The 12,177-nt window shown below is 70.1% G+C and carries 17 protein-coding genes and 1 pseudogene; 10 read left to right on the top strand and 8 right to left on the bottom strand.

Going from position 1 to position 12,177, the window contains the following annotated elements; translation table 11 throughout:
• Position 1 precedes the first annotated feature (1 nt).
• Positions 2–181: pseudogene (locus ABZ281_RS17140) on the bottom strand (alpha/beta hydrolase); the annotation flags it as partial.
• Positions 182–954: 773 nt separating this feature from the next.
• Between ABZ281_RS17140 and ABZ281_RS17135 the strand changes: the two are divergent.
• From ABZ281_RS17135 to ABZ281_RS17125, 3 genes are all read left to right on the top strand, one after another.
• Complete coding sequence (locus tag ABZ281_RS17135) at positions 955–1,329, top strand: hypothetical protein (RefSeq protein WP_356656278.1); 375 nt, start codon at positions 955–957, stop codon at positions 1,327–1,329.
• Between the two features lie 60 nt (positions 1,330–1,389).
• A complete protein-coding gene (locus ABZ281_RS17130; RefSeq protein ID WP_356656276.1) occupies positions 1,390–2,058 on the top strand; it encodes an AAA family ATPase in 669 nt (222 codons plus the stop codon).
• Between the two features lie 141 nt (positions 2,059–2,199).
• On the top strand, positions 2,200–2,715 hold the full coding sequence (locus ABZ281_RS17125; protein WP_356656274.1) for a putative immunity protein: 516 nt from the start codon (positions 2,200–2,202) through the stop codon (positions 2,713–2,715).
• Between the two features lie 328 nt (positions 2,716–3,043).
• On the opposite strand, the gene ABZ281_RS17120 is transcribed toward ABZ281_RS17125, so the two are convergent.
• Complete coding sequence (locus ABZ281_RS17120) at positions 3,044–3,496, bottom strand: GNAT family N-acetyltransferase (protein WP_356656280.1); 453 nt, start codon at positions 3,494–3,496, stop codon at positions 3,044–3,046.
• Positions 3,497–3,781: 285 nt separating this feature from the next.
• Here ABZ281_RS17120 and ABZ281_RS17115 point away from each other — a divergent pair, with 285 nt between their 5' ends.
• From ABZ281_RS17115 to ABZ281_RS17100, 4 genes are all read left to right on the top strand, one after another.
• Entirely contained in the window at positions 3,782–3,988 is a 207-nt protein-coding gene (locus ABZ281_RS17115) for a hypothetical protein (RefSeq protein ID WP_356656272.1), read from the top strand.
• A complete protein-coding gene (locus ABZ281_RS17110) occupies positions 3,985–4,200 on the top strand; it encodes a hypothetical protein (RefSeq protein WP_030836519.1) in 216 nt (71 codons plus the stop codon). The genes ABZ281_RS17115 and ABZ281_RS17110 overlap by 4 nt, the downstream gene beginning before the upstream one ends.
• A gap of 26 nt (positions 4,201–4,226) precedes the next feature.
• A complete protein-coding gene (recO, locus tag ABZ281_RS17105; RefSeq protein WP_030836523.1) occupies positions 4,227–4,973 on the top strand; it encodes a DNA repair protein RecO in 747 nt (248 codons plus the stop codon).
• Between the two features lie 82 nt (positions 4,974–5,055).
• Entirely contained in the window at positions 5,056–5,889 is an 834-nt protein-coding gene (locus ABZ281_RS17100; RefSeq protein WP_356656270.1) for an isoprenyl transferase, read from the top strand.
• 57 nt (positions 5,890–5,946) lie between these two features.
• Here the strand turns inward: ABZ281_RS17100 and ABZ281_RS17095 are convergent, their stop codons facing one another.
• Positions 5,947–6,174 carry a hypothetical protein gene (locus ABZ281_RS17095; RefSeq protein WP_356656268.1) on the bottom strand — a complete coding sequence of 76 codons (228 nt, stop codon included), beginning with the start codon at positions 6,172–6,174 and terminating at the stop codon, positions 5,947–5,949.
• On the opposite strand from ABZ281_RS17095, the gene ABZ281_RS17090 reads away from it, so the two are divergent.
• Positions 6,173–6,475 (top strand): hypothetical protein, encoded by a 303-nt coding sequence (locus tag ABZ281_RS17090; RefSeq protein ID WP_356656266.1) that lies wholly within the window; start codon positions 6,173–6,175, stop codon positions 6,473–6,475. The two genes, ABZ281_RS17095 and ABZ281_RS17090, sit on opposite strands and share 2 nt — an antisense overlap.
• A gap of 189 nt (positions 6,476–6,664) precedes the next feature.
• Here the strand turns inward: ABZ281_RS17090 and ABZ281_RS17085 are convergent, their stop codons facing one another.
• From ABZ281_RS17085 to ABZ281_RS17070, 4 genes are read right to left on the bottom strand one after another with little or no spacing between them, the layout of a single operon-like run.
• The gene (locus ABZ281_RS17085) at positions 6,665–7,084 is read right to left on the bottom strand and encodes a transcriptional repressor (RefSeq protein ID WP_356656264.1); all 420 of its coding nucleotides are present in this window, start codon (positions 7,082–7,084) and stop codon (positions 6,665–6,667) included.
• Between the two features lie 58 nt (positions 7,085–7,142).
• On the bottom strand, positions 7,143–8,045 hold the full coding sequence (locus ABZ281_RS17080) for a metal ABC transporter permease (RefSeq protein ID WP_356656262.1): 903 nt from the start codon (positions 8,043–8,045) through the stop codon (positions 7,143–7,145).
• Positions 8,045–8,812, bottom strand: coding sequence for a metal ABC transporter ATP-binding protein (locus tag ABZ281_RS17075; RefSeq protein ID WP_356656260.1), 768 nt, complete (start codon positions 8,810–8,812; stop codon positions 8,045–8,047). Before ABZ281_RS17075 ends, ABZ281_RS17080 begins: the two co-directional genes overlap by 1 nt.
• 20 nt (positions 8,813–8,832) lie before the next feature.
• A complete protein-coding gene (locus ABZ281_RS17070) occupies positions 8,833–9,795 on the bottom strand; it encodes a zinc ABC transporter substrate-binding protein (protein ID WP_356656258.1) in 963 nt (320 codons plus the stop codon).
• A 228-nt stretch (positions 9,796–10,023) separates the two neighbouring features.
• Between ABZ281_RS17070 and ABZ281_RS17065 the strand changes: the two genes are divergently transcribed.
• Entirely contained in the window at positions 10,024–11,406 is a 1,383-nt protein-coding gene (locus tag ABZ281_RS17065; protein ID WP_356656256.1) for a glycine--tRNA ligase, read from the top strand.
• 61 nt (positions 11,407–11,467) lie between these two features.
• Here the strand turns inward: ABZ281_RS17065 and ABZ281_RS17060 are convergent, their stop codons facing one another.
• Positions 11,468–11,626: a hypothetical protein gene (locus ABZ281_RS17060; RefSeq protein ID WP_356656254.1), complete on the bottom strand. Its 159-nt coding sequence runs from the start codon at positions 11,624–11,626 to the stop codon at positions 11,468–11,470.
• A 143-nt stretch (positions 11,627–11,769) separates the two neighbouring features.
• On the opposite strand from ABZ281_RS17060, the gene ABZ281_RS17055 reads away from it, so the two are divergent.
• Positions 11,770–12,177, top strand: a 408-nt coding sequence (locus tag ABZ281_RS17055) for a LysE family translocator (RefSeq protein WP_356656252.1), incomplete at its 3' end; no start/stop codon positions are given.

Here is a 12,177-nt window from a genome sequence, read left to right as displayed (position 1 = left end):
GTCAGCGGCAGTAGGTGTCCTTGCGGGGCCGTTCCCCGGTGGCCAAGAAGCGGGAGACGAGGGTGTCGCCGCACGCGGTGCCGTTGTCCAGGTAGGCGCCGTGGCCGGTGGCGTCGTTCATGACCATCACCGCTCGCGATCCCAGGGCCTCGCGCAGCTTCAGCGCGCCACTGAGAGGCGTTCGACCGGGACTTCTGGAGCAGCGAGCCGGGGGAGCGGTATCTCCTGGCGCAGCGGCAGCGGCAGCGGCAGCGGCAGCGGCAGCGGCAGTGGCAGCGGCGTGTGGGCGCGGGGTGGAGATACGGCGGCTCTTCGTCGTGGACGAGGAGAGCGAGGTCACCGAGGGCCTCAAACGGCTGTGTGACGGTCACAGGGCACTCGGGATCGACGTGCGCATCGCCGTTGACGGCGCTGGGGCCGACTGCCTGGGTGAGCGCGCTGCCGGACTTCGTCGTCTTCGACGGGGTGCTGAGCTATGAGACCGAGCCGGATCTGCGGGGCGCGCCGGTCAGGACCACGCTGAACGCGAGGCCTGGGCATGTCCAGGAGCGGATCAGCTGTTCAACGACACTCAAGATGCCTATGTGGGCGGTGGGTTGAGGGCATGCTGTGTGCCGATGGATTCGGACGCATGTCTGCGCGACTGTGGTGTTCGTAGGCGGCGACACCTTGCCGATGGGGAGGGCATGCGAAGGCCCTCCCGAAGATCTCTTGGCCGAGTCCGGGAGGGCCGTGAAGCGCACGGAGGCGCCGGTGCTCACGGTAGAGGCGGACGCGGTCAGGGTCGAGGCCCGGCTGAGAGCGGGCGAAGTCGAGTGTCCGGATTGCGGGGGTGTGCTCGCGCCGTGGGGCTGGGCGAGGCATCGCGTGCTGCGGGACGCGAAGGGTGTGGTGAGGGTGCGTCCGCGGCGGGCCCGCTGTGCGGGTTGTGGGGGTTCGCATGTGCTTCTCCCGGTGTTCGTGCTGGTCAGGCGGGTGGACTTGGCGGACGTGATCGGGTCCGCGCTGGTGGCGAAGGCGGCCGGGGCCGGTGCGAGGACGATCGCCGCGGCTCTGGGCCGGCCGGTGGACACGGTGCGGGGCTGGCTGCGGCGGTTCGGACAACGGGCTGAGCACGTTCGCGTGTACTTCACCGTGCTGCTGGTCGACACCGGGCCCGATCCGATCCCGCCCGCCGTGTCGGTGAGCGTCTTCGCCGACGCGGTGTCCGCGGTGGTCGGGGCCTGGAGGGCCGCGGCCTCGCGCTGGCCGGACATCGGTGAGGTGTCGCCGTGGCAGCTGGCCGCGGCCACCAGCCGGGGACGGTTGCTGTCGCCGAGATGGCCGTGATCGTCGATCAACCAGGCCGTCGCCCGCATCTCCTGGTGCATCGCCGAACGCTCCATCGGCGTGGTCACCGGCGAGGTCGGCGCCGGCAAGACCGTCTCCGTCCGCACCTGCCTGGACGCCCTCGACCCGTCGAAATACAGCGTCGTCTACATCCCCAACCCGATGATCGGGGTCCGCGGCATCCACGAAGTGATCGTGAACACCTTCGGCCAGACCCCCTCCCACCTGGGCTCCCGTCTGACCGTCCAGACCGGCAAGGTCCTCCTGGCCGAACGCGAGGAACGCGGACGCACCCCCGTCCTCGTCGTCGACGAGGCCCACCTGATGTCCTACGAACAGCTGGAATCCATCCGCATGCTCACCAACCAGGGCATGGACCAGGACTCCCCGCTGTCCTGCCTGCTGGTCGGCCAGCCCACCCTCAGACGCACCATGAAACTCGCCGTCCTCGCAGCCCTGGAACAGCGCACCGCCCTGCGCTACACGATGCCGGGCATGACCTCCACCGAGACCACCAGCTACGTCGCCCACCACCTGAAGATCGCCGGGCGTCCGGACCAGCTGTTCACCGAGGACGCACTCACGCTGATCCACACGACCTCGCGCGGCTACCGGCGGGCGGTCAACAACCTCTCCCTGCAGGCCCTCGTCGCCGCGTTCGCCACCGGCAAGAACCTCGTCGACGAGGCCGCCGCCCGCGCGTCCGTGAGCGAGGTGGTCGGCGACTGAGAACTCCTCTCGTCCGGCCGGGAATCGGTAGCCGGACTTGCGGACCGACCACCGGGTTTGCAGGCTTCGCTCCGGGTGCGCACGGTCGCGGGTGCGCATGCTCCGATGTGGGGCGGATGTCAGCAGGAAGGAAGGCCAACCATGATCCTCCCGAAGGTCAGAGACCCTCGCTTCGTGACGATCCGCCGCGGTGGGACCCTCACCGATTCGGATCACCATCTCCTCGCCCTTTGGGCGGCAGCCTGCGCGGAGCACGTCCTTGACCTCTTCGAGTCGGCTCAGCCCGAGGACCCACGGCCACGCCAGGCGATCGAGCATGCCCGCGCCTGGGTGCGTGGCGAGGTCAAGATGATGCAGGCCCGCGCGGCAGGCGGCCATGCAATGGGCGCGGCCCGAGACCTGCGTGGCGCAGCACGGCATGCCGCCTACGCCGCCGGCCAGGCCGCAGTCGTCGCCCACGTCGCCGCGCACGAACTCGGTGCGGCCGCCTATGCGATCAAGGCCGCACGCGCTGCCGCACCAAAAGACGAGAGTGAGGCCGCGGGGCGACTCGAGTGCCAGTGGCAGCGCGACCAGCTCCCGGAGGCGATTCGCGAGCTCGTACTTGACGACCAGCGATTGCGCAACGACATCTGCTGGTCGGTGTTTGACTGCTGAGGCTGATCCACCGGCACCTTGCCGAAGAAAACGACACCTCACCGACGACGGCCCCGCCGGAACACCAACCGGCGGGGCTTCGCCGTCAGAGTTCGTCGGCATCGTGAACGCCGCCCTCGTCGGCATTTTCAACGCCGGGCAACAATCAGCCGTTTCGTGGACCTGTGGGAGGCGGCTGCCCCTGGCCGCTGGATGAAGGGCTGTCGTGGCGGACCTGGAGCTCTTGGGCGCAGTGGGACGTGTGGGGGCGGTTCCGGCCGGGGGCGATGGGCGGACCTGTGGGTTCGGCCGGCCCCAACGCTCCAGTCGGGGGCCGCGTCTTCGAGGTCTACGAGGTCCCCTCATCGGCTGGGTTCCCCTTCGGGCGCCGCAGCATGAAGACGTCGATCGCGTCCTGCGTCTGCACCGTGAAACCGTGGCGCTCGTAAAGCCGGGCGGCCGGGCTGCCCCGGAGGACGTTCAACCGGACGAGGTCGCCGCAGGTGTCCGTCCTGGCCAGCAGGGTCCGGAGGACCGCCGACCCCAAGCCCTGGCCCTGGAGCGCCGGGGTGAGGTAGAAGTGCTCCAGCCGGAGGCAGTCCTCGGCCGGGCGCAGGGCGATACTGCCCGCGAAGGTGCCGGCCGACACGATGATCGACGTGTGCTGCGGGGAGAAGCCGTCCCGCAGGCGCTGCCTGACCCGGTGTTCGTCGTAACGGCCCAGCCGCTCCAGGTCCGGGCGCATCACCACGGCCCGAAGTTCCGCTATCGCCTCGACATCCGCCGGCCGCGCGGGGCGGATGTCCCATTCCGGTTCCAGGTGACCCTCTGACGTTCCCACGGCCGGATTGTTTCAACGGCTCGTGGCGTCCTCTCGTCCGCGGTCTCCCCTAACACCCCGCTGCGTGCCGCTTTTCGTCGATCGGCTGCCTGCCCAACCGATCGAGAACCCCCCGGTTTGCGACGTCCCGTGCCGAACCCCTTTGTGTCGCAGCGCAGTTGTAGGGCACAGCTCTCTCCGAAGTGCAGTCGCGGAGCGTCATCATGCAGATGCAAAGAGTGAAACCCTGGAAGGAAGGGGAGCACGGTGGAGGCACGACACTCGGCGCTCTGCGCCGAAGAAGCGGAGGACGCGGTGAAAGAATTGCGGGCAGAACTCGCCAATGCCGGAATTATCCTGCTCTCATGGGGGCTTGAGCCGGTGAGCCTTGTGCGGGAAGCGCCCTGCCCGCTCGTCGAATCGGCCCGGCGTTCCCCGGCGGGCGCCCGGCGGCTCGCGGCGGTGCGGCGATGAAGCCTCCCGTCGGCGCGTATGTCGTGGACACCCGCAGCGGACGCATCGGCATCGTCATGGGGCACGAGGGGCCCTACGTGCAGCTGCGGCCGTACGGGGGCGGCCGGGAGTGGGACGCCGACCCCGGGGCCGTCCGGCACGCCACCCCGGCCGAGCGGCTGCGCGCGGCCACCGCGTACGCCAACGCCCGCAGCAGGGGTGAGGTCCCTTGACGTGACGACCCTGCCAGAATGGCTCCATGAGTCTGTTCCGCGACGACGGCATCGTGCTGCGCACCCAGAAGCTGGGTGAGGCGGACCGGATCATCACGCTGCTCACGCGCGGTCACGGACGGGTGCGCGCGGTGGCCCGGGGTGTGCGCCGGACGAAGTCGAAGTTCGGTGCGCGTCTCGAGCCGTTCTCACATGTCGACGTGCAGTTCTTCGCCAAGGGGAGCGAGCTGATCGGGCGGGGGCTGCCGCTGTGCACCCAGAGCGAGACCATCGCGCCGTACGGCGGCGGGATCGTCACCGATTACGCCCGGTACACGGCCGGCACCGTCATGCTGGAGACCGCCGAGCGCTTCACCGACCATGAGGGGGAGCCGGCCGTGCAGCAGTACCTGCTGCTGGTCGGCGGGCTGCGGACCCTCGCCCGGGGCGAGCACGCACCGCACCTCGTGCTCGACGCGTTCCTGCTCCGCTCCCTCGCCGTCAACGGGTACGCCCCGAGTTTCACCGACTGCGCGAAGTGCGGGATGCCCGGGCCCAACCGGTTCTTCTCGGTCGCGTCGGGCGGATCCGTCTGCGTGGACTGCCGCGTGCCCGGCAGCGTCGTACCCTCGCCCCAGGCCCTGGAACTCCTCGGCGCCCTGCTTACGGGAGACTGGGAGACCGCGGACGCGTGCGAGGCGCGCTACGTCCGGGAGGGCAGCGGGCTGGTGTCCGCGTATCTGCACTGGCACATGGAGCGCGGGCTGCGCTCCCTGCGCTACGTCGAGAAGTAGCGCGGCGGCCGAGCGGCACGGAACGGACCGGCGCGGAACAGAGCAGCACGGAAACAAGCGAGCACGAGGAGACGAGACACACATGGCCGTACGCGGGATCCTGGGGCGCCAGCGCCGGGAGTACAGGACGCCGGAGCCGCACCCGTCCGGCGCGCGGCCCCCGAAGATCCCCGGGGAGTTCGTACCGCAGCATGTGGCGATCGTCATGGACGGCAACGGCCGCTGGGCCAAGGACCGGGGGCTGCCGCGCACCGAAGGCCACAAGGTCGGTGCCGAGCGCGTGCTGGACGTGCTCCAGGGGGCCGTCGAGATGGGCGTGGGCGCCATCTCCCTGTACGCCTTCTCCACCGAGAACTGGAAGCGGTCGCCGGACGAGGTGCGCTTCCTGATGAACTTCAACCGGGACTTCATCCGCAAGACCCGCGACCAGCTCGACGAGCTGGGCATCCGGGTGCGCTGGGTGGGCCGCATGCCCAAGCTGTGGCGCTCGGTCGCCAAGGAGCTCCAGATCGCCCAGGAGCAGACCAAGGACAACGACCGGCTGACCCTGTACTTCTGCATGAACTACGGGGGCCGGGCCGAGATCGCCGACGCGGCCAAGGCCATGGCGGAGGACGTGAAGAGCGGGAAGCTCGACCCCTCCAAGGTCAGCGAGAAGACCTTCGCCAAGTACATGTACTACCCGGACATGCCGGACGTGGACCTGTTCCTGCGGCCCAGCGGCGAGCAGCGCACCTCCAACTACCTGATCTGGCAGAGCGCCTACGCCGAGATGGTCTTCCAGGACGTGCTGTGGCCGGACTTCGACCGGCGTGACCTGTGGCGGGCCTGTCTGGAGTTCGCCTCGCGGGACCGCCGTTTCGGCGGGGCGATCCCGAACGAGGAGCTGCTGGCCATGGAGGGCGAGCAGCCGTAACCCGCCAGGCCCGGCAGCCTCCCCGTCGCCGTCGCCGCTGTGGCCCGGCAGACTCCTTCAGTGGCAGCCGGGCCGCGGCGGCGGTGTCCTGGGGGCGTGGACTCCACCGCCGTCGGCGCCCCGGCCGACCACGAAACAGGCCGGGTCTTCATCGCGGCCTGGTCGGCCCAGTTCCGCATCGGCGATCCTGTCCGGAACGGTCTTCCTCGCCCCGGCCGTGATGGTGGCCTGCTCGGGGCCCATCGGCGCCTGGCTGTCCGCCCGGATGCGTGCCACCAGCGTCATGGCCCTGGCCGGGACCATCGCCGGCACCGGCATGATCGGCTTGAGCGTCGCCTGGTCCTGGTGGTTCTACCTGCCCGTGTTCACCTGGTGCGCGCTCGGGCTCGGCCTGGGCTGGACCTTCGCCAGTGTCGCCACCCAGCAGGTCGTCCCGCCCGCCCGCGCCGGAGAGGCTTCGGGCGTCGTCCTCACCGCCCTCGTCACGCTCGGCGCCATCGGCCTGGCGGCCGTGGGGCGGCGGCCATCACCTCGCTCACCCCCGAGACCGGCCCGGAAGACGCCTACGACCTCATCCTGCGCGTAGGCGGCGCCGTGATCCTGGCCTCCACCACCCTGTCCCTGCTCGTCCGCCGCAGGCTCGCGCCCCGGGGCTCGGTGCCCTCCGCCTGAGACGAGCGCTCGGCAACGCCCCTCAGGGGCGCGGGGAACTGCGCGACAAGCCACAACCCACCCGCACCCGAGGACCGAACGCACCCCCACGGCGCCCAACCGCTCAACCGCCTGAGGCCCCCGCGCAGTCGGCGCACGTGCCGAAGATCTCCACCGTATGAGCCACATTCACATAGCCGTGCTCCGCGGCGATGGAGTCGGCCCACTTCTCCACGGCCGGGCCCTCGACCTCGACGGCCTTGCCGCACCCGCGGCACACGAGGTGGTGGTGATGGTCGTCGGTGGAACAACGCCGGTAGACCGACTCGCCGTCGGCCGTGCGCAGGACGTCGACCTCACCGGCGTCGGCGAGCGACTGCAGGGTGCGGTAGACCGTGGTGAGCCCGACCGAGTCGCCCTTGTGCTTGAGCATGTCGTGCAGTTCCTGCGCGCTGCGGAACTCGTCGACCTCCTGCAGGGCCGCCGCCACGGCGGCCCGCTGCTTGGTGGCGCGGCCCTTCACGGACGGTCCAGCGGTCGTCACCGTTGCCTCCCTACGTCTGCCTTGCCCGGGCCATTGTGCCAGCCCGGGGTGGGGGCGGTCAGACGCCGACTTCGTCGGCCGCCGCCCGGCTGCCCGGGATCGCGCACTCCGCGGGGTCGGTCGTCGTGTCCGAGACCGCCGTCGCGCGGGCGCGGCGGCGGGCCAGCGGGGCCGCGAGCGCCGTCAGCACGATGAACGCGCCGATGGTCAGCAGCACGATCGTCGCGCCGGGCGGCACGTCCTGGTAGTACGAGGTGACGGTGCCGCCGATCGTCACGCTCACGCCGATGGCCACGGCGATCGCGAAGGTGGCGGCGAAGCTGCGGCCGATCTGCTGCGCGGCCGCGACCGGCACCACCATCAGCGCGCTGACCAGCAGCAGCCCGACCACCCGCATCGCCACCGTCACCGTGACGGCCGCGGTGACGGCCGTCAGCAGGTTCAGCACGCGTACCGGCAGGCCCGTCACCCGGGCGAACTCCTCGTCCTGGCTGACCGCGAACAGCTGCCGCCGCAGGCCGATGGTGACCAGGACGACGAACGCGGCCAGGACGCAGATCGCGGTGACGTCCGACTCGGACACCGTCGACAGGGAGCCGAACAGGTACGACGTCAGGTTGGCGTTGGAGCCCGTCGGCGCGAGGTTGATGAACATCACACCGCCGGCCATGCCGCCGTAGAACAGCATCGCGAGGGCGATGTCGCCGCGGGTCTTGCCGTACCAGCGGATCAGCTCCATGAGGACCGCGCCGAGGACGGAGACGAAAGTCGCCATCCACACCGGGGACCAGGTCAGCAGGAAGCCGAGGCCGACGCCGGTCATCGCGACGTGGCCGATGCCGTCGCCCATCAGGGCCTGGCGGCGCTGGACCAGGTAGATCCCCACCGCGGGGGCCGTGATGCCGACCAGGACGGCGGCGAGCAGGGCCCGCTGCATGAAGGCGTAGTCGAGGAAGTCCATCAGCTCAGCAGTCCCGTGCGGATCGGTTCGGCGCCCGCCGGTGCGTGCGGGTGCACGTGGTCGTGGCCGGGCAGGGCGTGCTGTCCGACGGCCTTCGGGGGCGGGCCGTCGTGGACGACACAGCCGTCGCGCAGGACGACCGCCCGGTCGATGAGGGGCTCCAGGGGGCCCAGCTCGTGCAGCACGAGCAGCACGGTCGTGCCCTGGGAGACCTGCTCGCGCAGCGTGTGCGCGAGGACCTCCTGGCTGGCCAGGTCGACACCGGCCATCGGCTCGTCCATGATCAGCAGCTCGGGTTCGGAGGCGAGCGCACGGGCGATGAGGACGCGCTGGTGCTGGCCGCCGGAGAGGGCGTCGACCGAGTCCTTGGCCCGGTCGGCCATGCCGACGAGGTCCAGGGCGCGTCGTACGGCCGCGTGGTCGGCCTTGCGCAGGACGCCGAAGCGAGCCCGGGACAGGCGGCCGGAGGAGACCACCTCGGTCACCGTGGCGGGCACGCCGCCGGCGGCCGTGGTGCGCTGAGGGACGTAGCCCACGCGGTGCCAGTCGCGGAACCGCCCGCGGTCCGTGCCGAACAGCCGGATCTCGCCGGCGCCGGTCTGCACCTGGCCGATGATGCTGCGGACGGCCGTGGACTTGCCCGAGCCGTTCGCGCCGAGCAGGGCGACGACCTCGCCGCTGCGCACGGTGAGGTCGATGCCGCGCAGCACGGGGCGCGAGCCGAGGTCCGCGCGGACGCCGCGCAGGGATACGACGGGCTCGGTCATGCCGTCCTCCGATGGGTCGATCACTTGGCTCCCAGGGCCGCCTGGAGGGCCTTGAGGTTGGATTCCATGACCTGGAAGTAGTCGTCGCCGCGGGACGTGTCCGTGATGCCCTCCAGGGGATCGAGGACGTCCGTCTTCAGGTTCGCGTCGCGGGCCAGGGTCTTCGCGGTCTTGTCGGAGACCAGTGTCTCGTAGAAGACGGTGGTGACGCCGTCGGCCTTCGCCTCCTGCTGGAGCTCCCGGACGCGGGCGCCGCTGGGCTCGCTGTCGGGGTCGACGCCGGAGATGGCCTCCTGGGTGAGGCCGTAGCGCTCGGCGAGATAGCCGAAGGCCGCGTGGTTGGTGAAGAAGACCTTGGACTTCGTGTTCTTCAGGCCGTTCTCGAAGTCGCCGTCGAGGCTCTTCAGCTTCGTGACCAGGGCTTCGGTGTTCTTCTTGTAGTCGGCCGCGTGGTCCGGGTCGGCCTTCTCGAAGGCCTTGCCGACGCCCTGGGCGATCTCGGCGTACTTCACCGGGTCGAGCCAGACGTGCGGGTCGCGGCCGTGCTCGTCCTCCTCGGAGTGGCCTTCCTCGGAGTGGTCCTCCTCGCCCTCGTGGGTGTGGCCGCCGGTGCCGTGGTCCTCGAGGTGGGTCAGGCCGGCCGCGTCGATCTTGGTCTTGATGCCGGTCTGGCCGACGGCCTCGTCGACGGCGGGCTGGAGGCCCTTGAGGTAGAGCGCCGCGTCGGCCCCCTCCAGCTGAGCGCGCTGCTTGGTGCTGATCTCCAGGTCGTGCGGCTCCTGGCCGGGCTCCGTCAGGCTCGTGACGTTCGCGTGGGCGCCGCCGATCTGCTCGGCGAGGAAGGCCATCGGATAGAACGACGCGACGACGTCGAACTTGTCCGTGTTGCCCGAGGCCGCACTGTCGCTGGAGCAGGCGGTCAGAGCGCCGAGGCCGAGAGAGGCGGCCGCGGCGGCGGGTATGAGGCGTCGTCGTACGTTCATGACACTCATTTTCAACAAATATGGAAACCGTTGTCAACAAACGCCCCTGACCGGGACCTCGAGGGCGCCCGAGGGGGAGCGATTTGATTGAGGGGCCGTCCCCGCCGGTAACCTGAAGCATTCGCTGGAAGCAACTCGCTTCGCCCGCCCGTCTCCCGACCGCCACCCCTCATCGAGGCGCTTCCGCGCCGCACCGTCAGTATTCGTCGTCGTAATGAAGAGAGCACCGTGGCCGCCGACAAGATCGACACCATCGTCAGCCTGAGCAAGCGCCGTGGCTTCGTATTCCCCTGTAGTGAGATCTACGGCGGCCAGCGCGCCGCTTGGGACTACGGCCCCCTGGGTGTCGAGCTCAAGGAGAACCTCAAGCGCCAGTGGTGGCGCTACATGGTCACGTCGCGCGAGGACGTCGTGGGCATCGACTCGTCCGTGATCCTGGCCCCCGAGGTCTGGGTCGCCTCCGGTCACGTCGCCACCTTCACGGACCCGCTGACCGAGTGCACCTCCTGCCACAAGCGGTTCCGCGCGGACCACCTGGAGGAGGCCTACGAGGAGAAGAAGGGCCGCGCCCCGGAGAACGGCCTCCTCGACGTCAACTGCCCCAACTGCGGCAACAAGGGCCAGTTCACCGAGCCCAAGCAGTTCTCGGGCCTGCTGTCCACCCACCTCGGCCCGACCCAGGACTCCGGCTCCGTCGCCTACCTGCGGCCCGAGACCGCGCAGGGCATCTTCACCAACTTCTCCCAGGTGCAGACCACCTCGCGCCGCAAGCCGCCGTTCGGCATCGCCCAGATGGGCAAGTCCTTCCGCAACGAGATCACGCCCGGCAACTTCATCTTCCGCACCCGCGAGTTCGAGCAGATGGAGATGGAGTTCTTCGTCAAGCCGGGCGAGGACGAGACGTGGCAGGAGTACTGGATGGAGCAGCGCTGGAACTGGTACACCGGCCTCGGTATGCGCGAGGAGAACATGCGGTGGTACGAGCACCCGAAGGAGAAGCTCTCCCACTACTCCAAGCGCACCGCCGACATCGAGTACCGGTTCTCCTTCGGCGGCAGTGAGTGGGGCGAGCTCGAGGGTGTGGCCAACCGCACCGACTACGACCTCGGCGCCCACTCCAAGGCCTCCGGCCAGGACCTCACCTACTTCGACCAGGAGGCCGGCGAGCGCTGGACTCCGTACGTCATCGAGCCCGCGGCCGGCGTCGGCCGCGCGATGCTGGCGTTCCTGCTGGACGCCTACATCGAGGACGAGGCCCCCAACGCCAAGGGCAAGATGGAGAAGCGCACCGTGCTGCGCCTCGACCACCGCCTCGCCCCGGTGAAGGTCGCTGTGCTGCCGCTGTCCCGCAACCCGGAGCTCTCCCCGAAGGCCAAGGGCCTGGCCCAGGCGCTCCGGCAGAACTGGAACATCGAGTTCGACGACGCCGGGGCCATCGGCCGCCGCTACCGCCGCCAGGACGAGATCGGTACGCCGTTCTGCGTGACCGTCGACTTCGACACGCTCGAGGACAACGCGGTCACCGTCCGTGAGCGCGACACGATGAAGCAGGAGCGCGTCTCCCTCGACCAGATCGAGGGCTACCTGGCGTCCCGTCTGATCGGCTGCTGACCGCCGTTCGCCGTGCCACGGTGCCGGGTTCCTCCTCGGAGGGGCCCGGCACCGCCGCGTTTCACAGGTCCGGGTCGACGTAGACCGCCGCGTGGTCCGAGGCGCGGTTCCACTTCGAGGTGACGGTGTCGAAGGACTTGAGATCGTCATGGCGCGCTCCCTCGGGCGGCGCAGAGTTCCGCGCGGCCCGTGGGCGGACGCCGCCGGGGAGACCGCTCACCGGCACTTTCCATTGTCCGAGCGGCTGTGAACTGAGTCGAACGGTGGGGCCCTTGGGGTCGCTGAGGTGGGGGGGATTGGTCCCGTAGCGCCGGGGCCGATTGGTCCTGTTCCCGGGCGGCAGGGGCGCGTCAGGGTGAGGGCATGAGCATCGCGTTCCTGCTGACCACCCTTGTCGTCGTCGCCACGCCGGGCACCGGCGTCGTCCACACCCTGGCCGCCGCGCTCTCCCGGGGGCGTCGCGCGAGCGTCGTCGCGGCCGTCGGCTGCACGCTCGGGACCGTGCCGCACCTGCTGGCCACCGTCACCGGCGTCGCCGCGCTGCTGCACGCGAGCGCGACCGCCTTCCAGGCGCTCAAGTACGCGGGGGTCGCCTACTTGCTGTACATGGCGTGGGCGACGGTGCGGGACAAGGAGGCGCTCGTGGTGGCGGAGCGGGAGGCGGCCCCGGAGGTGTCGGCGCGGCGGGTAATCGTGCGCGGAGTGCTGATCAACATCCTCAACCCGAAGCTGACGATCTTCTTCTTCGCGTTCCTCCCGCAGTTCGTGAGC

The sequence above is a fragment of the Streptomyces sp. NPDC006265 genome (assembly GCF_040613555.1).
Classification (GTDB): Bacteria; Actinomycetota; Actinomycetes; order Streptomycetales; family Streptomycetaceae; genus Streptomyces.
The sequence above is the reverse complement of the archived record's forward strand: the minus strand, read 5'-3'. Positions and strand labels throughout refer to the sequence as shown.